Raw genomic sequence first — 22,217 nt, 5'->3', positions numbered from 1 at the left:
GCCGACGTGCGCTCAGCGGCCCGCGAGCGCGGCGCGCACCGGGGCGGCCTTCGCGGCCGCCTCGGCGACCTCGGCGTCGGGATCGCTGCCCCAGGTGATGCCGCCGCCGGCCCACACGTGCACCCGTTCGGCGTCCACCGCGGCGGTGCGGATGGTCAGGCCCAGGTCGATGCGTCCCGGGGCGACCCAGCCGAGCGCGCCCATGCTGGCGCCCCGACCGACCGGCTCCAGCGCGGCGACGCACGCCAGGGCGGCGAGCTTCGGGGCGCCGGTGACCGAACCGCCGGGGCAGACCGCGCGCAGCAGGTCCGCCAGGCCGAGCCCGTCGGCCACGGCCGCGGACACCGTCGACTCCGCCTGCCACAGGTCGCACCAGCGGCGTACGGCGAACAGCTCGTCGACGCGCACGCTGCCGGTGCGGGCCACCCGGGCCAGGTCGTTGCGCTCCAGGTCGACGATCATCACGTGCTCCGCGCGTTCCTTGGCCGAGGCGAGCAGCGCGGCCCGCCCGGCGACGGTGGCCGGGCGCGTGCCCTTGATCGGTCTGGTGATCAGCCGCCCGTCGGCCAGCTCCACCAGGGTCTCCGGGCTGGCGCAGCCGATCGCCCAGCCCGCCCCGGCGAGGGTGCCGCCGTAGCGGGCGCCGGGCAGTGCGGCCAGCCGGCCCAGGGCCGGCAGCGGGTCGCCGGTGTAGCGGGCGGCGGCGTGGCCGACGAGGTTGACCTGGTAGACGTCGCCGCGGCCGATCGCCGCGCGGACCGCCGTCACGGCGTCGGCGTGCTGGCGGGGCGTCCAGCTCTCCGCCCAGTCGCCGCGCCACCAGCGCCCGCCGGGCGGCGCGGCCGGGCGCGGCGCGGCCGGGCCGTGGCCGTAGACGACCACGGCGACCTCCGGCAGCGCGGGGGCGGGGTTGGCGGCGCCGACCGGCGCGCCGACCATGGCCGCGCCGGCGGCGGCGGAGACGTAGAGGGCGGCGCCGCACACCCCGGCCGGATCGTGGCGGGGCGCGGGGCGGGCCAGGTCGTGCAGCGGCAGCCCGTGCGCGGCGAGGAACTCCTCGGCCCGCGCCGCCGGGTCCGCGCCGTCGGTGGGCCGCCACTGCCACCGGGCCCGCTCGACGAGCGTACGGCGGCAGCCGGCCGGCGCCCCCGGCGCAGCCACCCCTAGCCCTGGGAGCGTTTCCACGCCGTCCGGCCCATCATCCCTCATCCGTTCAGCGGATTTCCGAAGAACCGCGCGCATACCTGCTCGATGCCGACCACTTTCGCTTGGTACTGTGCGTCACTGGTCATGTGAACCATGACACAGTGCCCCCACAGTCCGGAGATCCCGATGTGCCAGCACCAACCCACCTGCCCCTCCGCCGAAGCGACCGACCGGGAAGCCGCCCGGGTCCTCGCCTGCTTCCCTGAGCAGGGCTGGAGCCTGCTCTGCAACGGTGTCATCGTCTTCGAGGACACCGGCGAACTACTCCCCGACGGCAGCAGCATCGCCCCCCACCGCGGCCCGGCCCGACACGCCCTCGTCGCCTGACCCCTGTCACATTGCGTCACGCATTTCAGACGCGTCGATCCAGGTTAGTCCCCCGGTCGGGGCAACCCCCGCCCAGGTCGGCGCACCCGCCGGGGCGGCAGCACGACCGCCCCGGCGTCACGCGACGTCAAATCTCGAACGCCTCCGGCGCCGGGCAGGAACACACCAGGTTCCGGTCGCCGTACGCGCCGTCGACGCGCCGCACCGGCGGCCAGTACTTCCCGGCCCGATCCACGCCACCCGGATAGGCGCCCACCGACCGCGGGTACGGATGCGGCCACTCGTCCGCGGACACCATCGCCGCCGTGTGCGGGGCGTTGGCGAGGGGATTGTCGCCCGCCGGCCACTGCCCCGCCCCCACACTGTCGATCTCCGCCCGGATGGCGATCATCGCATCGCAGAACCGGTCCAGCTCGGCCAGGTCCTCACTCTCGGTGGGCTCCACCATCAGCGTCCCCGCCACCGGAAACGACATCGTCGGCGCGTGGAACCCGTAATCGATCAGCCGCTTCGCCACATCGTCCACGCTCACCCCGGTCGCCTTCGTCAACGGCCGCAGGTCCAGGATGCACTCGTGCGCCACCAGGCCCTTGTTGCCCGCGTACAGCACCGGGAAGTGCCCGCGCAGCCGCGCCGCCACGTAGTTCGCCGCCAGCACCGCCACACCGGTGGCCCGCACCAGCCCCGCCGCGCCCATCATCCGCAGGTACGCCCACGGGATCGGCAGGATCCCCGCCGACCCGTGCCGCGCCGCCGAGATCGCCGGCCGGCCGTCGACGTGCACACCCAGCGGGTCGCCCGGCAGGAACGGCGCCAGATGCGCGCGCACCGCCACCGGACCCACCCCCGGGCCCCCGCCGCCGTGCGGAATGCAGAACGTCTTGTGCAGGTTCAGGTGCGACACGTCCGCCCCGAACCTCCCCGGCCTGGCGAACCCCACCAGCGCGTTGAGGTTCGCCCCGTCGACGTACACCTGCCCGCCGGCGTCGTGGACCTTCGCGCACAGCGACGCGATGCCCGTCTCGTACACCCCGTGCGTCGACGGATACGTCACCATGATCGCCGCGAGGGCGTCCCGATGCTTGTCGACCTTCGCGTCGAGGTCGACCAGGTCGATGTTGCCCCCGTCGTCGCAGCCCACCACGACGACCCGCATCCCGGCCATCACCGCGCTGGCCGCGTTGGTGCCGTGCGCCGACGACGGGATCAGACACACGTCGCGGTGCCCCTCACCCCGGTCACGGTGGTAGGCCCGGATCGCCAACAGGCCCGCCAACTCCCCCTGCGAACCGGCGTTGGGCTGCACACTGACCGCGTCGTAGCCGGTCACCTCCGCCAGCCACCCCTCCAACTGGGAGATCATCTCCCGGTAGCCGGAGGTCTGCGCGTCCGGCGCCAACGGGTGGAGGTGGGCGAACTCCGGCCAGCTCACCGGCTCCATCTCGCTGGTGGCGTTGAGCTTCATCGTGCACGACCCGAGCGGAATCATCCCCCGGTCCAGGGCGTAGTCGAAGTCCGCCAACCGCCGCAGGTACCGCAGCATCGCCGTCTCCGAGTGGTGGCTGCGGAACACCGCGTGGGTGAGGAAATCCGACGTACGCGCCAGCGCCGCCGGCAACGCGCCCCCCACCGGCACGTCCACCACAGCCACGCCCCGCCCGCCCACGGTCACCCCGAACGCGTCGCACACCGTACGCAGGTGCGCGACGGTGGTCGTCTCGTCGCACGACACCCCCACGTGGTCGGCGTCGACCAGCCGCAGGTTCACGCCCCGACCGGCGGCCTCGGCCACCACCGCCTCGGCGTCGCCCGGCACCCGCGCCAGGACGGTGTCGAAGAACGCCTCGTGCACCACCTCGACACCGGCCAGGCCCCGCAGCGTCGCCGCCAACCGCACCGCCATGTCATGCGTACGGCCGGCGATCGCCCGCAGCCCGTCCGGACCGTGGTAGACGGCGTACATGCCGGCCATCACCGCCAGCAGCACCTGCGCCGTACAGATGTTGCTGGTCGCCCTCTCCCGCCGGATGTGCTGCTCACGGGTCTGCAACGCCAGCCGGTACGCCGGGTTGCCGTCCGCGTCACGCGACACCCCGACCAGCCGGCCGGGCAACATCCGCTCCAGCCCCGCGCGCACCGCCAGGTAACCGGCGTGCGGCCCACCGAAGCCCATCGGCACACCGAAACGCTGGGTGGTGCCCACGGCGATGTCGACACCGATCTCCCCCGGCGCACGCAGCAGCGTCAGGGCCAGCAGGTCCGCCGCCACGGTGACCAGCGCCCCCACGGCGTGCGCCGCCTCCACCAGCCCCGCCTGCTCACGCACCGCCCCCGACGCGCCCGGATACTGAAGGTGCAGGCCGAAGAACTCCGCCGGCAACTCGTCGCGCCCGGTGTCGACGATCCGCACGTCGATGCTGAGCGGCTCGGCCCGGCTGGTGATCACCGCGATGGTCTGCGGCAGGGTGTCGGCGTCGACCACGTACACCGCGCTCCTGCTCTTCGACGCGCGACGCGCCAGCGTCATCGCCTCCGCCGCGGCGGTGCCCTCGTCGAGCATCGACGCGTTCGCGGTCGCCAACCCGGTCAGGTCGGTCACCATCGTCTGGAAGTTCAGCAACGCCTCCAGCCGCCCCTGGCTGATCTCCGGCTGGTACGGCGTGTACGCCGTGTACCACGCCGGGTTCTCCAGCACGTTACGGCGGATCACCGCCGGGGTGTGCGTGCCGTGGTAGCCCAGCCCGATCATCGACACCACGACGGTGTTACGCGACGCCAGGGCCCGCAACTCGGCGAGGGCGTCGTGCTCGCTGGCCGGCTCCGGCAGGTCCAGGGTGCCGTGCCAGCGGATCACCTCGGGAATCGCCGCATCCATCAACTCCTCGACCGAGCCGTAACCGACGGCCTCCAGCATGCGGCGCTCGTCGTGCGGATCGGGACCGATGTGGCGGGCGGCGAACTGCTCTGCGGTCATGGGTGGCGCTCCCGAAAGGCGAGGTCGACAGGTCGGCCTCCCCCTCTGTCGCGCCCGCAAGGCGCTCCACAGTGCCTGCCCACGAGGTCCTTTTGCCTGAGAGGTTCCGGGGAGGATTTGCCCCTTCGGCGCCGCCCTGGATGCTGCTGGGCGGTCTCTCCCACGCGGGTACTACCGGCATGGTCAACGCTACCAGCGCCCGCTGTCGCGCACCCCGACAGGCCGCTACCGGCCCACGCCCGTCAGCCCACCCGCCCCCACCACACCAGGCCCGCCACCAGCGCCGGGCATCGCCCGGTCAGCCAACGCCGGCAACAGCCGCCCCAACGGCGCGTCCACCGTCAACGCCGCATACCCGTCACCACGGGTCGGCCCCTGATTGACGATCACCACCGGAATCCCCGACTTCGCCGCCCGCAACACGAACCGGCGACCCGACATCACCGTCAACGACGACCCCAGCACCAGCAGCAGCCGCGCCCCCGCCACCAGCTCGAAACAGCGCGCCACCCGCGCCGCCGGCACCGTCTCACCGAAGAACACCACGTCCGGCTTCAACATGCCACCCCGACACAACGCGCAGTCGACCGTACGGAACCCCGCCACCTCCTCGTCGGCGAGATCCACGTCACCGTCAGGATTGACCGCCGCCACCCGCGCGTCGAAACCCGGATTCGCCTCCCGCAGCCGCCGATCCACCTCCTCCCGCGACGTGTGGTTACCGCAGTCCAGACACACCACCTCGTCGAGGCGGCCGTGCAGCTCCACCACCGACACGCTGCCCGCGGCGCTGTGCAGCCCGTCCACGTTCTGCGTGATGATCCCGTCGACCAGCCCGCCGCGTTGCAGCCGCGCCACCGCCCGGTGCCCCTCGTTCGGCGTCGCCCGCGCGATCATCCGCCACCCCAGATGACTGCGCGCCCAGTAGCGCCGCCGCGCGAACGTGTCACGCGTGAACACCTGGTACGTCATCGGGGTGTGCCGCCGCGCCGCGCCACTGGGCCCCCGGTAGTCCGGGATACCCGACTCGGTGGACAGCCCCGCCCCGCTCAACACCACGACACCACCGCCAGCCACCAGCCCGGCCAGCGCGTCGACCGTCTCCGTCACCCGTCCATGCTGCCTCAGGCACACCCCCCGCGACGAACACCGACCCCACCAACGGCCCACACCCCCCGCGGCGGACCGGCCACACCCCAACCGGGCGGACGCTAGGTTGGCAGGTATGCGCGTCGTCATCGCCGGAGGACACGGCAAGATCGCCCAGCTGACCCACCGCGAACTCGCCGGACGCGGCGACACCGCCGTCGGCCTGATCCGCAACCCCGACCATGCCGCCGCGCTGCGCGCCGCCGGCGCCCACCCCGTCGTGGCCGACCTCGAACACGTCGGCGTCGACGAACTCGCCGCCCACCTGCACGGCGCCGACGCCGTCCTGTTCGCCGCCGGTGCCGGCCCCGGCAGCGGCGCCGCCCGCAAGGACACCGTCGACCGCGCCGCCGCCATCCTGCTCGCCGACGCCGCCCAACGCGCCGACGTCCGCCGCTACCTGCTCGTGTCGTCCATGGGCGTCGAGAACGAACCACCCGCCGGCACCGACGAGGTGTTCACCGCGTACCTGCGGGCCAAGAAGGCCGCCGAGGACGACCTGAGCGGCCGCGACCTCGACTGGACGATCCTGCGCCCCGGCCGCCTCACCGACGACCCACCCACCGGGCGGATCACCCTCACCCGACACGCGCCCGCGGGAGCCGTCACCCGCACCGACGTCGCCCGGGTGCTCGTCGCCCTGCTCTACCACCCGCGCAGCGCCGGCGCGATCCTGGAAGTCGTCGGCGGCGAAACCCCCATCGCCGACGCCGTCACCGCCGTCGACCGGCGCTGACCCGCCGTCGCGGCTACTCGCCGAGCGCGGCCCGCAACTGCGCACCGACAGCCACCGCGTCGGTCCGCAACTGCTCCAACTACCCGGACAGGTACGCCTGCCACCGGCTCAGGATCAACCGGCCCGCCGACGCGCCCGACGGGCCGCCAACTCGTCACCCACCGGATCCGCCGCCACCGGCGGCTCCGCCGACGTCGCCGGCTCGGACGGCAGATGCGACAACGAACCCTGGATCTCCTTGAACGCCCCACCGATCGCGATGCCGAACACGCCCTGCCCACCCTGCAACAGATCGACCACCTCCTCCGGCGACCGGCACTCGTACACGGTCGTACCATCGGAGATCAACGTGATGCCCGCCAGATCAGCCACCCCACGGGACCGCAGCGCCTCGATCGCCCTGCGGATGTTCTGCAACGACACCCCGGCGTCCAGCAGCCGCTTCACCACCTTCAGGACCACCAGGTCCCGAAACGAATACAACCGCTGCGTGCCCGAACCAGAAGCGTCGCGCACACTCGGCACCACCAACCCCGTACGGGCCCAGTAATCCAACTGGCGGTAACTGATCCCCGCCGCATGGCAGGCCGTCACACCCCGGTACCCCACGGCACCGTCACCCTCCGTCGCCCAACCCGGCGGCGCAACACCCGGCTCGTTGAGCTTCGTACCCGGATCGGGATCTCGCGGCTCGTGCATCCGGACAACCTCCCCGCCAGTGCGGTGACACGTCGCTTCCGGGACGCGCACCCCTCGACACGGCAACCCTATAGCCGCCTTGAGGAATTGCCCCGCAGGAGACGACACGACACGCCGCGACACGACACGAAGATCACCCACAGCGTCGGGACGTCACCGAACGTCACGCCCCGCAGCAGGCCCCGGTCAGCCGGCGAAATCCTCCGGACGCACCTGGTCCAGGAACTCGCGGAACTTCTCCACCTCGTCCTCCTGCTCGTCCGGGATCACGATCCCCGCCTCACTGAGGACCTCCTCGGCACAACGAATCGGCGCACCGACCCGCAACGCCAACGCGATGGAATCACTCGGCCGGGCCGACACCCGCACCCCGTCACCGAGCAACAGATCGGCGTAGAAGACGTTCTCCTTCAACTCGGTGATCTCCACCGCCTGCAACGGCGCCTTCAACGCCGCCAACACGTCCCGCAGAAGATCATGGGTCAGCGGCCGCGCCGGCTTGACCCCCTGCTGCTCATAGGCGATCGCCGTAGCCTCGACCGCACCGATCCAGATCGGCAGATAGCGGTCACCCTCGACCTCCCTGAGCAGGACGATCGGCTGGTTGCTGGGCAGCTCCACCCGAACTCCGACCACGCTCAGCTCGCGCACCGCCGCCTCCGTGTCGTTGTCACCTACGCCGCACCGCGCCCTTCCCTGCACGGTACACGGACCGCGACACGGCCGTCCCATGCGCTACCCGCACCACGCCCGCGCCAGAAAGGGGTTACCCCGGCAAGCCTACGACACGCTTCCCGGGGAAGATCCTTCCGCACGGCCACCACCGGATCACCGACCCAACGTCGACCGCAACCCCACCCGCACCAACGCCGCGTGCAACTGCTGCGACAACGCCACCAACTCCCGCGCCGTCTCCGCCGCCCGCGCCCGCGCCGCCGGATCACTCTGCCGCGCCAACGGCGCCACCAACTGCGCGAAAAGACCGACCTCCCGATCCGCCGCCGTCCGGAAGGCCCGCAGATGCCGCGGCTCCAACCCGTACGCCGCCAGACCCGCCACCGCCCGCGCGATGATCAACGCATCGTCGTCGTACCAACCCGGCGGATCCGACACCACCACACCGAGCCGCTCCAACTCACCCAGCGTCGACTCGTCGATCCCACTGCGCGCCACCAGATCCAACCGGCCGAGCCGCACCTGCGGCGACCCGGCCGGCTCCTCCGGCACCCGCCCCGGAACCTCACCGTCCGGACCCACCGCCACCAACGTCGGCCGCTGCCGACCCGGCGACTCCCCGGACGCGTCCCACTGCGCCAGCTGATCACGGATCACCCGCAAGGGCAGATACTGGTCCCGCTGCGCGGTCAGCACGAACCGCAACCGCGCCACATCGTCCCAGCTGTACTTCCGGTAACCCGCCGCCGTCCGCTGCGGCTCCACCAGGCCCTCGGCCTCGAGGAACCGCAGCTTCGAAATGGTCACGTCCGGGAAATCAACCCGCAGCTGACCCAGCACCTCGCCGATGCTCATCAGCGGACGGGCGCGGGCCGCCTCGGGCGGCGTGGAGGCCGCAGGCTCGTTCACCCCCGGCCGGCCCCCTCCTCGGGACGCGGACCGGCGATGAACACCACCCGGAACTTGCCGATCTGCACCTCGTCACCATTGCTCAACGTGGCCGCCTCGACCCGTTCCCGGTTCACGTACGTGCCGTTCAGACTTCCCACGTCCCGCACCGTGAACGTCCCACCGTCACGGTGGAACTCGGCGTGCCGCCGCGACACCGTCACGTCGTCCAGGAAGATGTCACTGTCCGGGTGACGACCGCTGGTCGTCACATCGTGATCCAACAGGAACCGGGCACCCGCGTTCGGACCCCGGCGAACCACCAGCAGCGCCATACCCGGCGGCAACGAACCGGACATCCGGCTCGGCACCACATCGGTGTCCGGCCCCTCCAGCACTTCGTCGAGCGAACCGAGATTGAGCGTCGAAGTGACGTCGAGTGGGGGGAACTCGTCGTCTGGGCGCGTCATGGGACCACCTCACGGATCTGTTCGGTCGGCGTCGGGTAATGGCGGGTCTGGCCGCCGGGCACTCCAACACCCGGCGGCTGGCTCCCCGTGCCCGGAAAGGCAATTCCGCAACGCTGAACTATTGGGTTCTCGGTCGACTGGGCGAGCCTAGCCAGCGCCGAAATGCAGGGCAACCGGACGCGCGGAACACCCGCCACGCCCGAGAGGGACGCACTCAGCTCTCGGTGAGCTCACGGTACGCGTCCGCAGACAGCAGCCCGTCGACCGCCGCCGGATCGTCCAAGGTGATCTCCACCAACCAACCCGCACCGTACGGATCCGTGTTGATCACCTCAGGGGTGTCGCCGAGCGCCTCGTTGCGCGCCGCCACCGTACCGCTGAGCGGAGCGTAGATCTCCGACACGCTCTTGGTCGACTCGATCTCACCCAACGACTCACCGGCCGCCACCACCGCACCGGAGTCGGGCAGCTGGACGTACACGATGTCACCCAGGGCGTCCTGCGCGAAGTGCGTGATGCCGACCCGGACAGTGCCACCGTCGCCAACCGCCACCCACTCGTGCTCGGCGGTATACCGCAGATCCTCAGGAATCACCAGACGCGTCCTTCATCCATCGGCGCACCGGAAACCCGGTGCGAGCCGCGCCGGTCAGGAGACCGGACGGGCGTGTTCCAGCTTGATCGGCGCGTGCAGCGCCGAAACCTCGGCAGCCTCACGATCCTCAACGATCAACTTACCGCCGTCACCCGTCACCGACGCCACCACCCCGCCAGGAATGTTCAAGGCCGTACGCATCGTCGCCGGATCACCGATCACCGTGATCGTGTACGGACCCGTCAACCGACGCCCGTCCACCACCAACGACCCGCCGTCGCCGTCCAGGAAGAACGTCGACGCGATGATCCGCACCGTCGCCCGGTCACCACCGGAGATCTGCATCGCCTCCGCGCCCGCGCCCCGCAACTCCTGCACCGCGTCCAGCACCCGCGCCGCCGACGTCGGCTTCTCACCCGCCTCGAACCGCACCGACAACCCCGGCCCCGTCGCCGGCAACGTCCCCGCCAGGATGCCCAACTCGTCGGCCCGCCGCGTCGCCTCCTCCAACGCCGCCTGCCGCCCCTGCTGACCCGAACGCAACTGCCGCTGGCTCTCCTCCAACGTCGCGATGTCCTGCCGCAGCCGAACCTCCCGCGAATTCAGGTCGTACAGGATCCGCACCAGATCCTCCTGCCGCGTCACCGCCACCGTCGGATCCGTCGACGTCGACTTGAACTGCACCACCAGAGTGAACCCCAGCAACGCCAGCAGAGCCGCGATCATCACCCCGGCCGAACTCACCCGCCGCGGCACCGGCCCGGCAGCCACCGGCTGCTCGACGCCACCCCCACCCACGGCCAGGCTCAGATCCACCGTCGCGCCCTCGTCGGGCGCCTCCGTCGGCGGAGCGGACCGCTGCGGCGCCGACGGGCCCACCTCGTGCGGATCCGCCGCACCCGGCCGCGGACCGGGCTCACCAGCCGGACCAACCGGCCGCCCCGGACCCGCCGGCTGCGGCCAACCCGTGCCCGTCTCCGTGTGCTCGTCGCTGCTCATCGCCACCAACCTACGCCCGGAACAGGTGCCGACGGATCGCCGCCACGTTCCCGAAGATCCGCACACCGAGCACGACCACCACACCGGTGGAAAGCTGCCCGCCCACCCCCAACTGGTCACCCAGATACACGATCAGACCCGCCACCAGCACGTTCGAAATGAACGACACCACGAACTGCTTGTCGTCGAAGATCCGGTCGAGCTTCGCCCGCACCCCGCCGAACACCGCGTCCAGCGCGGCCACCACCGCGATCGGCAGGTACGGCTGCAACGCCGTCGGAACCGTGGGGTCGAGCCACACCCCGAGGACCACACCGGCGAGCAGTGCCAGCACCGCGATCATCGACCACCTCCGGAGGGGCTGGGGGACGTCCTCGAACCGGTCGGCCCAGGACGGACGGAACCCTTGGCCCCCGACGACGGCGTCGGACTCACCGAGGGCTGCGCGTAGCGTAGCCGCGGGTCCGGAGCCGCCGGCAGGGTGAGGTCGTCGGCCTCCCGCACCCCGAACGACAACCCGGTGTCCTCAGCCACCTTGCGCATCGTCAACGCGCTGCGGCTGTCCTCGTAGCGGTCCCGCATCGACCCCGGACCGATCGCCGACACCTCGTACGGCCCCGTCACCGGCCGGAAGTCCACCAGGATCGCCTGCCCCGCCGAACGGATCGTCGACATCGCCGTCAACCGCTGACCGTTGATCGCGATCGCCTCCGCCCCCGCCGCCCACAGGTCGTTGGCCACACCCTGAAGATCGCTGTAGATCACCCGGGACGGACCCACGTCCGCGCCGGTCACCGCGTCCGGCTTCTGCGGCCCGTCCGCCAGGCGCACCACCACGCCGTCACCGCGCACCCGCCCCAGGCCGGTGCCCGCCTCCAGGTTGCGCAACCGGGCCGCCTCCGAGCCACCCAGCGCCGCCGCCCGCTGCCGCGCCACCTCCGCCCGCAGCTCGTCGGCCCGCACCGACAACCGGTCCGTCTCGCTCTGCCGCTGCTTGATCTGCTCGACCAGGCCGGAGCGGGCCTGGCTGCGCCCCGGCTCGGCCTCCAGCGTCTGCCGGTACGCCACCGCGAACAGGAAGCCCAGCGACAGCACCACCACCAGGCTCACCGAATGCGCAGACCAGCGCCGCCACGCCGGCGACGGCGCCTGTCGTTCCCGGTGGGCCGCCGCGTCGGCGTACCCGGGATCCAGCGGATTACGGAACAATTCGGTGAGGAAGTCCGGGGCGTACACCCGGTCGGGGCGGCCCCGGCCCTCGCCCGGCGTACCCGTCATGCCGGCGCTCCCGCGGCCCGAACCGCCCGCACCAGCCGGCTGGCCTGCACCACGTAGAGCGCGCCGGCCACCCAGTAGAGCACCAGGCCCCACCAGGCCAGACCCCAGCCGATCGCCCCCGCCGCGGTCGCGGCGCCCGGCACCGCCGCGGCGAGCAGCAGGACCGGGAAGGCGGCCAGCAGCAGGAAGGTCGCGGTCTTGCCCACGTAGTGCACCGGAGGCGGGCCGTGACCGTGGCGGCGCAGCACCGCCAGCGAGCCGATCAGGAGCAACTCCCGGGCCAGCAACGCCGCGGTGAACTGCCAGGGCACGACGTCCCGGGCGGTGAAGGCGAGCAGGGTGGCGAGGATGTAGAGCCGGTCGGCCAGCGGGTCGAGCAACTCCCCCAACCGGCTGACCTGGCGCATCCGTCGCGCGACCCAGCCGTCCACCCAGTCCGTGGTGCCGCCGACGGCCAGCACCACGACCGCGGCCACGTCGGCGCGCGCCACGAGCAGCAGGTAGAGGAAGAGCGGCACGCCGAGCAACCGGATGAAGCTGATGACGTTCGGCAGCGTGAGCACCCGGTCGCCCACGGCCGACCCGCTCGTGCCGGTGGTGGCTCTCGGGTGCTCTTCCCGAGCTGGCGGACGCGACACCGAACCTCCTCCGCGACACGCTCCGCCGCCCGGCGGAACACGGGCGGCGCGGAGTACGTGGGCGCTGTCGGGCCGGCGCGAGCCGGCGTCCCCTGCGGTCCCCGGACGGGACCTTTGCCTGACACGGCCCGCGATCGCGACGATCACGGGCCGGCTGGTTGCGCTGCCACTATATCGGGCCCTCACTGCGGTCCCCCGGGGCGCGGGCGTCCGCGTTGCGGCGCTCGGGCTGAGGCTGTGTGGCGTGCCACTACCCGTTAAGCATCCTAGGATGTTAGTGGGACAGTCATGCGGCCGGTCGGGAACCGTGGCGTCAGGCGGTACGGACCGAGGAGTCGGTCGGTACTTCGGCCGGCGCGGCGGTGGCCGCGCGTTCGAAGGCCAGCAGCGCCACCAACAGCTCGTGCTGCGCCCCGCCGGGCATCCGCTCCAGCACGGCCTGCACCGCGCGGTGCCGGCGCTCCTGAAGCTCGCCCAGCAGCCTCTCGGCGTCGGCGGTCGGCACCAGCCGAACCTCCCGCCGGTCGCGGGGGTCGGGCACCCGGCGCAGCAGCCCCATGGCCTCCAGCCGGTCGCAGAGCCGGCTCGCCGAGGACGGCACGACGTCCAGCAGCTCGGCCAGGCCGTTGACGTTGGTCTGTGGCCGACCGCTGATGAGCGACAGCACGCGCAGCTGCGTCGGGGAGACGGCCATCTGGTGCCGCGACACCGCCGAGTCGAGCACACCGACGAGTGCCTCCGCGGCGGCGTCGATCGCCGCGGCGAGATTCGGAGGTCGCTCCACCCGGTGTCCCCTGCGATCGTCCCGCTCGTTCACCGCCATCGCGACGACGGCTCTCACCCGTCGCCCCGCCCGGCGGAGCCCCGCCAGTCCAGGCACACGACGACCGCGTCGTCGTGCAGGTCGACATCCGCGTGCCAGGCGTGCAGTTCGCGCATCACCGTACCAACCGCCTCCGCCGGCGGTTGCAGCCGCGTGGAGCGCATCGCCCGCGCCATCGCCCGCTCGCCGTACGCCTCGCGGTCACCGGGGTCGGCGGCCCACACCCCGTCGCTGACCACGAAGAGCCGGTCCCCCGGCTCCAGGTCGAACTCCTGGACGTCGTAGCGGGCCTCGGCGAACATGCCCAGCGGCAGTTGCTGTTCGAGGTGGATGGGCGTGACCGTCCCGCCGCGCAGCCGCAGCAGGTGCGGGGAGCCGGCGTCCACCGCCCGCACCCGGCCGGTGACGGTGTCCAGTTCGAGCAGCAGCGTGGCCACGTACCGGCGACCGCGGTGCTGGTAGAAGACCGTGTCGGACGCCAGCTCCGCCTGCTCGACGAGGCTTCCCCCGGAACGCCGCGCGTTGCGCAACGCGTTGACGGTGACGGCGGTCAGCAGCGCCGCCGCCAGCCCGATGCCGGCGCCGTTGAGCACCGTGACGGTGAGCCGGTCCTGGTCCACGGACCAGTCGAAGTGGTCCCCGCCGACCGTGTACGCCGGCTCCAACTGGCCGGCGAGGTCGAACGCCGCGTGGCTCACGCCGCGTCCCGGCAGCAGCTCCCACTGCATCTCCGCGGCCATGCTGAGCCGCTCCCGCCGGCGGACCCGGCGGTACCGGTCGGTTTCCCGGTCCGCCGCGCGCAGCACGACGGCCAGTTCGCCGGCGACGTCCGCGGCCCGCTCGACGACGTCCGGGCGGGGCGGGCCGGGCAGCTCGACCAGGAGCACCCCCAGCCGCTCCCCCCACACCGACAGCGGCAGGTAGAGCCGGCACCGGCCCTCGTCGGTGCCGTCGGTCACCGGCTGCTGGCTGCTGAAGCAGCGCTGGGCCATGGTGTGGCAGGCGAGGGAGCCGCCGTCGGCGAGGTCGGTGTCCAGCACCGGCCAGAGCCCGGTGATCCGGTAGTCGGCGATGAACACGTCCGTTCGCGAGGCGCCCAGAGCGGACCGGATGGCCCGGTCCGCCGCCTCCACCACCTGGTCGGGCGGGGCCGCACGAAGCGCACGCGAGACCTGGCCCGGTGCCTCCAACATGATCATCCTCCGGAAGCTTGCCGTAGGGCAAGCATCATACGGAGGCGCCGGACCCCACCTCCGGGCGGGCGGTCGGGCGTGGCGGGCCGGCCCGACCGACCGGGACCACGACGCGCGGCGCCGGGACCACGACGCGGGAGGCCGGGACCACGACGCGGGAGGCCGGCGCTTCTTCGTTGCTGCCGTGGGCGGCGCGCTCGACGACACTCGCGGCGGCCGGCCCGGAGCCGGTCAGTCCGGCGAGCGGACGGCGATTCCGCCGTGGAAGGCGTCCGGCACCTGCGCCGGCGGGCCGTCCGGACGCCACCGGGTGATCGGGACGATGCCGTCGTCGGTGGGCGCCCAGCGGCCCAGCAGCTGCGGGAACGCGCCCGGCGCGCGCATCCGGAACGCCGGCCCCATCATCGCGAGGGCCTCCGGATGACCGGCCAGCTCCTCGGTGTCGAAGTCGACGGCGAGCAGACTGCCCGGCGCGGTCGCCTCGTGGAGCTCGTCGAGGGTGCGGGCCAACGTCTCGTCGTCCAGGAACGCGGCCAGGCCGAGGAAGACCACACCGACCGGCCTCCTCCCCCACCCCGGCACGAACCGGTGCAACTGGGCGCGGTCGACCGTGCCGATGTCGGTGGCGTCGCCGTAGCCGTAGCCGGCCCGGTCGCTGTCGGCCAGCAGACGCTGGCCGAGGCGGATGGTGACCGGGTCGACGTCGGTGTAGAGCACGGTGGCCTCCGGGGCGACCTCGTGCACGTTGCCCATGCTGGGCACCCCGGCGCCGAAGACGAGGAAGCCGTCAACCCCCCGCGCGGCCATCGCCCGGACCGTACGGCCGAGGAAGGCGCGCAGCTCGCGGAAGACCGGTGCACACGGCCCGTACGCCTGCTCGAAGGCGCGGGCGGCCACCACGTCGAGAGGGAAGTGGTGCTGCCCACCGAGCCAGAAGTCGATCATGCGCGCGGTGCTCGGCTGGTCCGGCTCAACCATCGACGGCGCTCCCTCCCCGTTGGGCGTGGACAGCGTACCCACCGGTCGGCCTGCCCGGTATCGGCCCGCCGACGGACGGCCGGCCGCGATACTGGCCGGGGACCGGCGGGAGGTGGGCGGTGAACTCGGCGAACGGCGCGGCGGTGGTCGTCGGCGTGGACGGTTCGGAATCGGCGCTGCGCGCCGTACGGCTCGCCGCCGTCGAGGCGGCCCGCCGACACCGGCCGCTGCGGATCGTGCACGGCTTCATCTGGCCCCTGCTGCACGTCCCGGTCGACACCCCCGCCGGCGGTCCGCCCGGCGCCGGCCTGCGACACCAGGCGGAACAGGTCGTCACCGCCGCGACGGACGAGGCCGAGGCCACCGTGCCGGGACTGCGGATCTCCGGCGAGATCATCGACGGCGAGGCCGCCGCCGTGCTGATCGGCGAGTCGCCGGCCGCCGCGATGATCGTGCTCGGCGACCGTGGGCTCGGCGGCTTCTCCGCCCTGGTGGTCGGCTCGGTCGCGGTGCAGGTCGTCGCGCACGCCGACTGCCCGGTGCTGGTCGCCCGTGGTACCGACCGCCCCGGGCCCGTGATCGTCGGAATGGACGGCTCCGAGACGGCCCGGCTGGCCGCGGAGTTCGCCATCGACGAGGCGTCGGTGCGCGGCGCGCCGCTGGTCGCGTTGCACGCCTACCGGTACCCGACCTCCACCGGGCCCGGGGACATGCGACCACTGGTGTACGACGACACCGAGCTGCGTTCCGAGGAGGACCGGGTGGTCGCCGAGACGCTGGCCGGACTGACGCAGCGCTGGCCGGACGTCCCGGTCACTCGGGAGACCGCCCGGGGCCGCCCCACGACCGTGCTGGCCGAGGCGTCCCGGCGGGCACAGCTGCTGGTGGTCGGCCGGCAGGGGCGCGGCGAGCTGACCGGGTTGTTGCTGGGCTCGGTGAGCCAGTCGCTGCTGCACCACGCCGACTGTCCCGTCGCGGTGGTCCGCGCGCCGCACTGAGCCGGTACCGCGACGAACCGGTCGCGGGGTTGGTCGCGGCGCAGGCGGGTAGACGACCGCGGTACGCCAACGGACGACGACCGGAGGAGGCAGAGATGCCAGGACCACGGCCGGGCAGCAACGCGTACGACAAGCAGCGGGCGCGCATCCGCAACGCGATCGACGATTCGGGACGGCGGGTGCCGGACGACAAGGCCAACGACGTGGCCAACCGGATCCTGCAGTCCGACCGCGGGCAGCGGGGAATCGTGCGTGGTGAGCGGACCTACGGCCCCAAGGGCGAGCGCGAACCGGGCGACCCGAAGTGAGGGCGGCGGTCCTGGCCGACGGGGCGATCGCCGGCGCGGTCGGCAGCACCGCCCTGAACGTGGTCAGTTACCTGGACATGGCGGCGCGGGCGCGACCGGCGAGCAGCACGCCGGAGAAGACCGCCGGCCGGCTGGCCCAGGTGGCCCACGTCGACCTGGGGGCCGAGGAGCGGGCGGCGAACCGCCGCTCGGGCCTCGGCCCCCTGCTCGGCTACGGCATCGGCGTCGCCGCGGGAGTCGGGTACGCCCTGCTGGCCCGCGGGCACCGCATGCCGCTGTTGCTGGCCGCCGGCGTGCTCGGCGGCAGCGTGATGACGATGTCCGACGGTTCGATGACCGTGCTCGGGGTGACCGATCCGCGCACCTGGCGCCGCTCGGACTGGCTGGCCGACCTCGTGCCGCACCTCGCGTACGGCGTGGCGGCCGCAGCCACCTGGAACCGGCTGCGGCCGCCCGCCTCGGGCCGGGGCGGCTAGCCGCCGGCGCTCTCGTCGTCGGCGACCGGCTCCGTGGCCGGGCCGTACGGCGACACCTGTCCCCGGGGCACCGGCCGCCCGTCGTCGCCGTGCGACGAGCCGCGGTTGCGCGGGTGCCCCGTCGGCCCTGGCCCCTTGCTGTCCTGGCTGGTGGCGCCCTTGTTGTTGCGGCGGAACTCCTCCTGCTGCGGATTCACCACGGGTCTCTCCTTCCGGGGTTCGACCGTGTCCCGGGCCGGTTACCCGTCCGCCCCTGCGGCATACCCGTCGGGACGGACGGTCGCAGGGGTGGCCGGGCCCAGGACGGGTACACGCGAGGAATGGGCGACGACCGGAAGGTGGCGCGGGTCCTGCTGGACCGGCAGGGCCGCACGTACGCCGAGGAGGCGGGCATCACCCTCACCGACCGGCCGGCTCCGCTCTACCAGCTGCTGGTGCTCGCCACGCTGCTGAGCAACCGGATCCGGGCCGGGGTGGCCGTGTCGGCCGCGCGGGAGCTGTTCGCCGCCGGCCTGCGGACCCCGCAGGCGATGGAGGCGGCGAGCTGGCAGGACCGCGTCGACGCGCTGGGCCGGGGCCACTACCGCCGCTACGACGAGCGGACCTCGACGATGCTCGGCACCGGGGCCCGGCTGTGCCTGGACCGTTGGCGGGGCGACCTGCGCCGGTTGCACCGCGACGCCGGCGGGGAACCGGCCGGGCTGCGCCGGCTGCTCACCGAGTTCCCCGGCATCGGCCCCACCGGCGCCGACATCTTCCTGCGCGAGGCGCAGGTGGTCTGGCCGGACCTGCGCCCGTTCGCCGACCGGCGGGCCCTGGCCGGCGCGACACGCCTCGGCCTGCCCGGCTCGGCGGACCGGCTGGCCGGGCTGGTCGGCCCGGGCGACTTCGGCCGGCTCGCCTCGGCGCTGGTCCGGGTGTCCCTCGGCGAGGAGTCCGCCGGCGAGGTCACCCGCGCCGCCGCCGGGTGAGCGGGTCTACTTGACCGTCTTGTCGCCCGGCTTCGTCAGGTGCCACACCAGCAGCGCCGCCAGCAGCGCGAGCACGACGAGGCCCCCGGACACACCGCGGCCGTCCTCCTCGCTGCGTCCGGTGGTGCCGAAGTAGATCACCGCGAGCCCGGCCAGCACGGTGACGAACGTCCGCATCCCTCGGTCCTTCACGCACCGGACGGTACGGTCCCGTGCACGCCCGACGCCGGGGATCTGTCCGTTTTCACCCGGTCGGGTGGCGCCGGTTCAGGCGTCGGCGGCGAAGCCGCGCAGCGTCACCAGTGCCATCTCGCTGCCCGACAGGGCCGCGTCGACCAGCACCGGCCCCGCCACCGGCGCGAGCTGACCGAGCTGCGCCCCCATGTCAGTCGACCTCCAGGTCGTCGAGGGAGATCTTGTGCGTCATCAGCCACCGGGCCAGCGCCGACATCCCGAACAGCCACAGCGGCGCGGACTCCGTGGTGCCGTTGGTGGCGAAGATCGCGAAACGCAGGTCCGGCGCCCGGTACGCCTCGATCCGCCACCGGTGCTGCCTGTCCCGCCAGACCGCGGAAGGGTCCATGGCGCCACGCTAGGCGACCACCGGCCCCGCCGGGGCGGCTTCAGGACCCGGCCGCGACCACGACCCGCGCGTCGTCGGGCAGCCGCCGGGTGGCGCCGCGACGGTCCAGCAGCTCCAGCAGCGGCACCGCGACCCGGCGGGTGGTGTCCAGCGCCTGCCGGGCGGCGCTGAGCGTGAACGGCTGGGGCAGCCCGGCCAGGACCCGCACGGCGTCGTCGGCCGCGCCGGGCAGCAGCACCACGTTCTCGGCCAGCCGCAGCAGCGCCCCCGCCCGCACGGCCGCGCCGATCTCCCGGGGACCCAGTCCCAGGTCGGCGAGGTGCTCGGCCTCGGGGGCCCGGAACGGGCGGTCGGCGTACTCGGCGCGCACCCGCGCCACGGCCCGGGCCACCGGCTCCGGCAGCACGTCGGCCGCCACAGCGGTGACCCGACCGGCGCGCAGCCGCAGCGGTGGCCGCACCAGCGCCTCGACCAGCGCCCGCTCGGGCAGGTCCAGGCGCTGGCGCAGCAACTCGACCGGCGCGCCCGGCTCCAGCGGATGCTCCCGGGCGTGCCGGGCGACCTCCTCGACCAGCCGGGCGCCGAGGACCCGCCAGTGCTCCGGGTCGGCCAGCCAGTCGCCGGCGACCGGCCGGCCGGTGACCTCGACGCCGCAGCGCAGCAGGTCGGCGGTCCGCGCCAGGCGCCGCCGACGCAGCTCGCCGGCCAGGTCGGCGCGGCCGTCCACGGTCGCCAGCACGGCCGCTCGGGCGACCGCCGCGCCCCGGCGGGTCAGCGGCGGCGGCGCGACGTCCAGCACGGTCACCCCGCCCGCGACGTGGTGCCGGCCCGGATCGCGCAGCAGCGCCCGGTCGCCGACCCGCAGCGGCAGCGGCCGGGCCAGCCGCAGCCGGACGGTGTCCCCGCCGAGGGGCCGGACCCGCGCCGGCACCGCCGCCGCCCCGATGTGCAGCGTGAGGGTGGCCGGCAGCCGCGCCGCCGGGTCGCCGGCCAGCCGGACGTCCAGCAGGTCCGTGCGGTGGAACCGGCCGGGGCTGAGCAGCGCGTCGCCCCGCCCGAGGCGGTCGCGGGGCGTGCCGCGCAGGTTCACCGCCACCCGGGCGACCGGGTCGACTTCGGGCCGCGCCACGCCCAGGCAGTGCAGGCCGCGTACCCGCACCGTCTGGGCGCTGCCGGCGAGCTCCAGCTCGTCGCCGACCCGCAGCCGCCCGCCGCCGAGGGTGCCGGTCACCACCGTGCCGGCGCCCCGGACCGTGAACGCGCGGTCCACCCACAGCCGCACCGGGGCGTCGGCGGGCGGGGCGGGCAGCCGGGCGGCGAGCCGGTCCAGGGCCGCGCGCAGCCGCGGCAGGCCCGCGCCGGTGACCGCGCTGACGGCGACCGCGTCGACGGCGCCGAGGCAGGTGGCGGCCAGCTCCGCCCGGGCCCGCGCCGTCGCCGGCCCCGGATCCGCCAGGTCCGCGCGGGTCACCACCAGCAGCCCGTACGCCACACCGAGCGCGTCCAGCGCCGCCAGGTGCTCGGCCGACTGCGGCATCCAGCCCTCGTCGGCGGCCACGACGACCAGCGCGGCGGGCACCGGGCCGACCCCGGCGAGCATGTTCGGCACGAACCGCTCGTGCCCCGGCACGTCGACGAACGCGACCGTCGCGCCCGAGGGCAGCGTCGTCCAGGCGAAGCCGAGGTCGATGGTCATGCCGCGGCGGCGTTCCTCGGCCCACCGGTCGGGTTCCATCCCCGTCAGCGCCCGGACCAGGGTCGACTTGCCGTGGTCGACGTGCCCGGCGGTGGCCACCACGAACACGGCTCAGCCCCGCCCGGGTACGCGCAGCACGGCGGCGCGCAGCACGGCGTCGGCGTCGGCGGGCACGCAGCGCAGGTCCAGCAGCAGCCGCCCCCGTACGACCCGGCCCAGCACCGGCGGGTCGCCGAGACGCAGCGGCCCCGCGTAGCGCTCGGGCAGGGCGAGCGCCCAGGAGGGCAACTCGACGCCGGGCGCTCCGCCGCCGCCGACGACCGCCCCGGCGGGCACCACCTGCGCCTCGCACCCGTCGGCGGCGAGCGCGTCGCGCAGCCGCTCGGTGCGCGCACGCAGGGCGTCCGGGTCGGCGTGCAGCGCGGCCCGGGTGGGGGTGGCCGGGTCGCCGAGGGTGGCGGCGAGCGCGGCGAGGGTCAGCTTGTCCACCCGCAACGCCCGGGCGAGGGGGTGGCGGCGCAGCCGCTCGACGAGATCGGCGGCGCCGAGCAGCAGGCCGGCCTGCGGGCCGCCGAGCAGCTTGTCGCCGCTGGCGGTGACCAGCGCCGCCCCGGCCCGCAGGGTGCCGGCGGCATCCGGCTCGGCGGGCAGCAACGGGTCGGGCGCGAGCAGCCCGGAGCCGATGTCGGCGACCACCGGGACGCCGAGGGTGGCCAGCGCCCGCACGGGCACGGCGGAGGTGAAGCCGGTGACCTGGAAGTTCGACGGGTGCACCTTGAGCACGAAACCGGTACGGGGACCGATCGCGGCGGCGTAGTCGTCGAGGGTGCTGCGGTTGGTGGTGCCGACCTCGCGCAGCCGGGCGCCGGTGCTCTCCAGCAGCTCCGGCAGGCGGAACCCGTCGCCGATCTCCACCAGCTCGCCCCGACTCACGACGATCTCGGCGTCGGCGGCCAGCGCGGTGGCGGCGAGCACCAGCGCGGCGGCGCCGTTGTTGACCACGTGCACCGCACCCGCGTCCGGCACCGCCGCCGCGAGGGCGTCGAGGGCGTCGCGTCCGCGCCGGGCCCGCCGCCCGGTACGCAGGTCCAGCTCGACGTCGGTGTGCCCGGTGGCGGCGGCGACCGCCGCGACGGCGGCGGGCGACAGCGCGGCGCGACCCAGGTTGGTGTGCAGCACCACCCCGGTGGCGTTGAGCACCACCCGGGGCCCCGACGCCGGCAGGGCGGCCAGCGCGGCGTCGCGTACCGCCTCGGGGGTGATCTCGCCCCGCCGGGCGCGCTCCTGGGCGCGGTGGACGGCGGCCTTGACCCGCTCCCGACCCACGCTGCTCGCCGCGGCGGCCAGCCGGGGGTCGGCGAGCAACGCGTCGGTACGCGGCACCCGCCGGCGCGGATCGGCCGCGACGTCCCTCATGGTCCCCTCTTCCGCAGCATGGCGGAGACGGACGGGAATCGAACCCGCCTGGCCCGGATCCCGGACCACTCCGGTTTTGAAGACCGGGAGGGGCACCAGCCGCCTGAACGCCTCCACGCAGCAGTGAACCACAGGACCGGC

General features: G+C 73.9%; 26 protein-coding genes, 1 tRNA gene and 1 riboswitch. Of the genes, 6 read left to right on the top strand and 21 right to left on the bottom strand.

The features are described 5' to 3' along the window. Positions 1-12 precede the first annotated feature (12 nt). The gene (locus KBX06_RS22955) at positions 13-1,209 is read right to left on the bottom strand and encodes a chorismate-binding protein (protein WP_374225669.1); all 1,197 of its coding nucleotides are present in this window, start codon (positions 1,207-1,209) and stop codon (positions 13-15) included. Positions 1,210-1,332: 123 nt separating this feature from the next. Here KBX06_RS22955 and KBX06_RS22950 point away from each other — a divergent pair, with 123 nt between their 5' ends. Then, positions 1,333-1,533: a DUF5999 family protein gene (locus KBX06_RS22950; protein ID WP_089000314.1), complete on the top strand. Its 201-nt coding sequence runs from the start codon at positions 1,333-1,335 to the stop codon at positions 1,531-1,533. Positions 1,534-1,660: 127 nt separating this feature from the next. Here the strand turns inward: KBX06_RS22950 and gcvP are convergent, their stop codons facing one another. Together gcvP and KBX06_RS22940 are read right to left on the bottom strand one after the other, a co-directional pair. Next, entirely contained in the window at positions 1,661-4,507 is a 2,847-nt protein-coding gene (gcvP, locus tag KBX06_RS22945) for an aminomethyl-transferring glycine dehydrogenase (RefSeq protein ID WP_210838486.1), read from the bottom strand. A gap of 74 nt (positions 4,508-4,581) precedes the next feature. Then, a riboswitch (glycine riboswitch) is annotated at positions 4,582-4,680 on the bottom strand. A gap of 52 nt (positions 4,681-4,732) precedes the next feature. Then, the gene (locus tag KBX06_RS22940; RefSeq protein WP_307854728.1) at positions 4,733-5,617 is read right to left on the bottom strand and encodes an NAD-dependent protein deacetylase; all 885 of its coding nucleotides are present in this window, start codon (positions 5,615-5,617) and stop codon (positions 4,733-4,735) included. Positions 5,618-5,732: 115 nt separating this feature from the next. On the opposite strand from KBX06_RS22940, the gene KBX06_RS22935 reads away from it, so the two are divergent. Further along, complete coding sequence (locus tag KBX06_RS22935) at positions 5,733-6,392, top strand: NAD(P)H-binding protein (RefSeq protein ID WP_210838482.1); 660 nt, start codon at positions 5,733-5,735, stop codon at positions 6,390-6,392. Positions 6,393-6,506: 114 nt separating this feature from the next. Here the strand turns inward: KBX06_RS22935 and KBX06_RS22930 are convergent, their stop codons facing one another. The 12 genes from KBX06_RS22930 to KBX06_RS22875 form a co-directional block, all read right to left on the bottom strand. After that, positions 6,507-7,091 (bottom strand): MerR family transcriptional regulator, encoded by a 585-nt coding sequence (locus tag KBX06_RS22930; protein WP_210838480.1) that lies wholly within the window; start codon positions 7,089-7,091, stop codon positions 6,507-6,509. Between the two features lie 186 nt (positions 7,092-7,277). Further along, positions 7,278-7,742, bottom strand: a complete 465-nt coding sequence (locus KBX06_RS22925; protein WP_132237713.1) for a bifunctional nuclease family protein — start codon at positions 7,740-7,742, stop codon at positions 7,278-7,280. 177 nt (positions 7,743-7,919) lie between these two features. After that, positions 7,920-8,621 carry a MerR family transcriptional regulator gene (locus tag KBX06_RS22920; RefSeq protein WP_210838610.1) on the bottom strand — a complete coding sequence of 234 codons (702 nt, stop codon included), beginning with the start codon at positions 8,619-8,621 and terminating at the stop codon, positions 7,920-7,922. A gap of 50 nt (positions 8,622-8,671) precedes the next feature. Beyond that, positions 8,672-9,124, bottom strand: coding sequence for an FHA domain-containing protein (locus tag KBX06_RS22915; RefSeq protein WP_089000305.1), 453 nt, complete (start codon positions 9,122-9,124; stop codon positions 8,672-8,674). Positions 9,125-9,338: 214 nt separating this feature from the next. Continuing rightward, positions 9,339-9,719 carry a glycine cleavage system protein GcvH gene (gene gcvH / locus KBX06_RS22910; RefSeq protein WP_210838478.1) on the bottom strand — a complete coding sequence of 127 codons (381 nt, stop codon included), beginning with the start codon at positions 9,717-9,719 and terminating at the stop codon, positions 9,339-9,341. 54 nt (positions 9,720-9,773) lie between these two features. Continuing rightward, positions 9,774-10,718 carry a DUF881 domain-containing protein gene (locus KBX06_RS22905; RefSeq protein WP_210838477.1) on the bottom strand — a complete coding sequence of 315 codons (945 nt, stop codon included), beginning with the start codon at positions 10,716-10,718 and terminating at the stop codon, positions 9,774-9,776. 10 nt (positions 10,719-10,728) lie between these two features. Then, complete coding sequence (locus KBX06_RS22900) at positions 10,729-11,061, bottom strand: small basic family protein (protein ID WP_089000302.1); 333 nt, start codon at positions 11,059-11,061, stop codon at positions 10,729-10,731. Further along, complete coding sequence (locus KBX06_RS22895) at positions 11,058-11,996, bottom strand: DUF881 domain-containing protein (RefSeq protein WP_210838475.1); 939 nt, start codon at positions 11,994-11,996, stop codon at positions 11,058-11,060. The genes KBX06_RS22900 and KBX06_RS22895 overlap by 4 nt, the downstream gene beginning before the upstream one ends. After that, positions 11,993-12,634: a CDP-alcohol phosphatidyltransferase family protein gene (locus KBX06_RS22890; RefSeq protein ID WP_210838473.1), complete on the bottom strand. Its 642-nt coding sequence runs from the start codon at positions 12,632-12,634 to the stop codon at positions 11,993-11,995. Before KBX06_RS22890 ends, KBX06_RS22895 begins: the two co-directional genes overlap by 4 nt. Before the next feature lie 313 nt (positions 12,635-12,947). Next, positions 12,948-13,418 (bottom strand): MarR family transcriptional regulator, encoded by a 471-nt coding sequence (locus KBX06_RS22885; RefSeq protein ID WP_210838471.1) that lies wholly within the window; start codon positions 13,416-13,418, stop codon positions 12,948-12,950. Positions 13,419-13,471: 53 nt separating this feature from the next. Further along, positions 13,472-14,650: a PP2C family protein-serine/threonine phosphatase gene (locus KBX06_RS22880; RefSeq protein ID WP_210838469.1), complete on the bottom strand. Its 1,179-nt coding sequence runs from the start codon at positions 14,648-14,650 to the stop codon at positions 13,472-13,474. A 231-nt stretch (positions 14,651-14,881) separates the two neighbouring features. Next, positions 14,882-15,628: an SAM-dependent methyltransferase gene (locus tag KBX06_RS22875; RefSeq protein ID WP_210838467.1), complete on the bottom strand. Its 747-nt coding sequence runs from the start codon at positions 15,626-15,628 to the stop codon at positions 14,882-14,884. A gap of 119 nt (positions 15,629-15,747) precedes the next feature. Between KBX06_RS22875 and KBX06_RS22870 the strand changes: the two genes are divergently transcribed. From KBX06_RS22870 to KBX06_RS22860, 3 genes are all read left to right on the top strand, one after another. Beyond that, the gene (locus tag KBX06_RS22870) at positions 15,748-16,626 is read left to right on the top strand and encodes a universal stress protein (protein WP_210838465.1); all 879 of its coding nucleotides are present in this window, start codon (positions 15,748-15,750) and stop codon (positions 16,624-16,626) included. A 95-nt stretch (positions 16,627-16,721) separates the two neighbouring features. Beyond that, positions 16,722-16,934 carry a phosphatidylethanolamine-binding protein gene (locus KBX06_RS22865; RefSeq protein WP_210838463.1) on the top strand — a complete coding sequence of 71 codons (213 nt, stop codon included), beginning with the start codon at positions 16,722-16,724 and terminating at the stop codon, positions 16,932-16,934. Then, on the top strand, positions 16,931-17,410 hold the full coding sequence (locus KBX06_RS22860) for a hypothetical protein (protein ID WP_210838461.1): 480 nt from the start codon (positions 16,931-16,933) through the stop codon (positions 17,408-17,410). Before KBX06_RS22865 ends, KBX06_RS22860 begins: the two co-directional genes overlap by 4 nt. Here KBX06_RS22860 and KBX06_RS22855 read toward each other — a convergent pair. After that, positions 17,407-17,610, bottom strand: coding sequence for a hypothetical protein (locus KBX06_RS22855; RefSeq protein ID WP_210838459.1), 204 nt, complete (start codon positions 17,608-17,610; stop codon positions 17,407-17,409). The genes KBX06_RS22860 and KBX06_RS22855 overlap by 4 nt on opposite strands. Positions 17,611-17,730: 120 nt before the next feature. Here KBX06_RS22855 and KBX06_RS22850 point away from each other — a divergent pair, with 120 nt between their 5' ends. Then, positions 17,731-18,381, top strand: coding sequence for a hypothetical protein (locus KBX06_RS22850; RefSeq protein ID WP_210838457.1), 651 nt, complete (start codon positions 17,731-17,733; stop codon positions 18,379-18,381). A 6-nt stretch (positions 18,382-18,387) separates the two neighbouring features. Here the strand turns inward: KBX06_RS22850 and KBX06_RS22845 are convergent, their stop codons facing one another. The 5 genes from KBX06_RS22845 to KBX06_RS22825 form a co-directional block, all read right to left on the bottom strand. Further along, entirely contained in the window at positions 18,388-18,573 is a 186-nt protein-coding gene (locus tag KBX06_RS22845) for a hypothetical protein (RefSeq protein ID WP_210838630.1), read from the bottom strand. Positions 18,574-18,766: 193 nt separating this feature from the next. Next, on the bottom strand, positions 18,767-18,964 hold the full coding sequence (locus KBX06_RS22840; RefSeq protein WP_091106973.1) for a hypothetical protein: 198 nt from the start codon (positions 18,962-18,964) through the stop codon (positions 18,767-18,769). Positions 18,965-19,004: 40 nt separating this feature from the next. Beyond that, on the bottom strand, positions 19,005-20,768 hold the full coding sequence (gene selB, locus KBX06_RS22835; RefSeq protein ID WP_210838455.1) for a selenocysteine-specific translation elongation factor: 1,764 nt from the start codon (positions 20,766-20,768) through the stop codon (positions 19,005-19,007). A gap of 3 nt (positions 20,769-20,771) precedes the next feature. After that, on the bottom strand, positions 20,772-22,076 hold the full coding sequence (gene selA / locus KBX06_RS22830) for an L-seryl-tRNA(Sec) selenium transferase (RefSeq protein ID WP_210838453.1): 1,305 nt from the start codon (positions 22,074-22,076) through the stop codon (positions 20,772-20,774). A gap of 19 nt (positions 22,077-22,095) precedes the next feature. After that, positions 22,096-22,191 (bottom strand) — tRNA-Sec (locus tag KBX06_RS22825). Between the last annotated feature and the right edge of the window lie 26 nt (positions 22,192-22,217).

It is taken from the genome of Micromonospora sp. C31 (assembly GCF_018070575.1).
In the GTDB taxonomy this organism is placed as follows: domain Bacteria; phylum Actinomycetota; class Actinomycetes; order Mycobacteriales; family Micromonosporaceae; genus Micromonospora.
Note: the sequence above shows the minus strand (reverse complement) of the source record. Positions and strands in the feature narration are given on the sequence as shown.

Excerpts from the sequence above, each read along its gene's own strand:
- KBX06_RS22840 (WP_091106973.1), bottom strand. The coding sequence starts at position 18,964 with ATGGACCCTTCCGCGGTCTGGCGGGACAGGCAGCACCGGTGGCGGATC.
- KBX06_RS22880 (WP_210838469.1), bottom strand. The coding sequence starts at position 14,650 with ATGTTGGAGGCACCGGGCCAGGTCTCGCGTGCGCTTCGTGCGGCCCCG.
- gcvP (WP_210838486.1), bottom strand. The coding sequence starts at position 4,507 with ATGACCGCAGAGCAGTTCGCCGCCCGCCACATCGGTCCCGATCCGCAC.
- KBX06_RS22950 (WP_089000314.1), top strand. The coding sequence starts at position 1,333 with ATGTGCCAGCACCAACCCACCTGCCCCTCCGCCGAAGCGACCGACCGG.
- selA (WP_210838453.1), bottom strand. The coding sequence starts at position 22,076 with ATGAGGGACGTCGCGGCCGATCCGCGCCGGCGGGTGCCGCGTACCGAC.
- KBX06_RS22935 (WP_210838482.1), top strand. The coding sequence starts at position 5,733 with ATGCGCGTCGTCATCGCCGGAGGACACGGCAAGATCGCCCAGCTGACC.
- KBX06_RS22865 (WP_210838463.1), top strand. The coding sequence starts at position 16,722 with ATGCCAGGACCACGGCCGGGCAGCAACGCGTACGACAAGCAGCGGGCG.
- KBX06_RS22850 (WP_210838457.1), top strand. The coding sequence starts at position 17,731 with ATGGGCGACGACCGGAAGGTGGCGCGGGTCCTGCTGGACCGGCAGGGC.
- KBX06_RS22915 (WP_089000305.1), bottom strand. The coding sequence starts at position 9,124 with ATGACGCGCCCAGACGACGAGTTCCCCCCACTCGACGTCACTTCGACG.
- KBX06_RS22920 (WP_210838610.1), bottom strand. The coding sequence starts at position 8,621 with ATGAGCATCGGCGAGGTGCTGGGTCAGCTGCGGGTTGATTTCCCGGAC.
- KBX06_RS22900 (WP_089000302.1), bottom strand. The coding sequence starts at position 11,061 with ATGATCGCGGTGCTGGCACTGCTCGCCGGTGTGGTCCTCGGGGTGTGG.
- KBX06_RS22955 (WP_374225669.1), bottom strand. The coding sequence starts at position 1,209 with ATGAGGGATGATGGGCCGGACGGCGTGGAAACGCTCCCAGGGCTAGGG.
- KBX06_RS22905 (WP_210838477.1), bottom strand. The coding sequence starts at position 10,718 with ATGAGCAGCGACGAGCACACGGAGACGGGCACGGGTTGGCCGCAGCCG.
- KBX06_RS22930 (WP_210838480.1), bottom strand. The coding sequence starts at position 7,091 with ATGCACGAGCCGCGAGATCCCGATCCGGGTACGAAGCTCAACGAGCCG.
- KBX06_RS22895 (WP_210838475.1), bottom strand. The coding sequence starts at position 11,996 with ATGACGGGTACGCCGGGCGAGGGCCGGGGCCGCCCCGACCGGGTGTAC.
- KBX06_RS22875 (WP_210838467.1), bottom strand. The coding sequence starts at position 15,628 with ATGGTTGAGCCGGACCAGCCGAGCACCGCGCGCATGATCGACTTCTGG.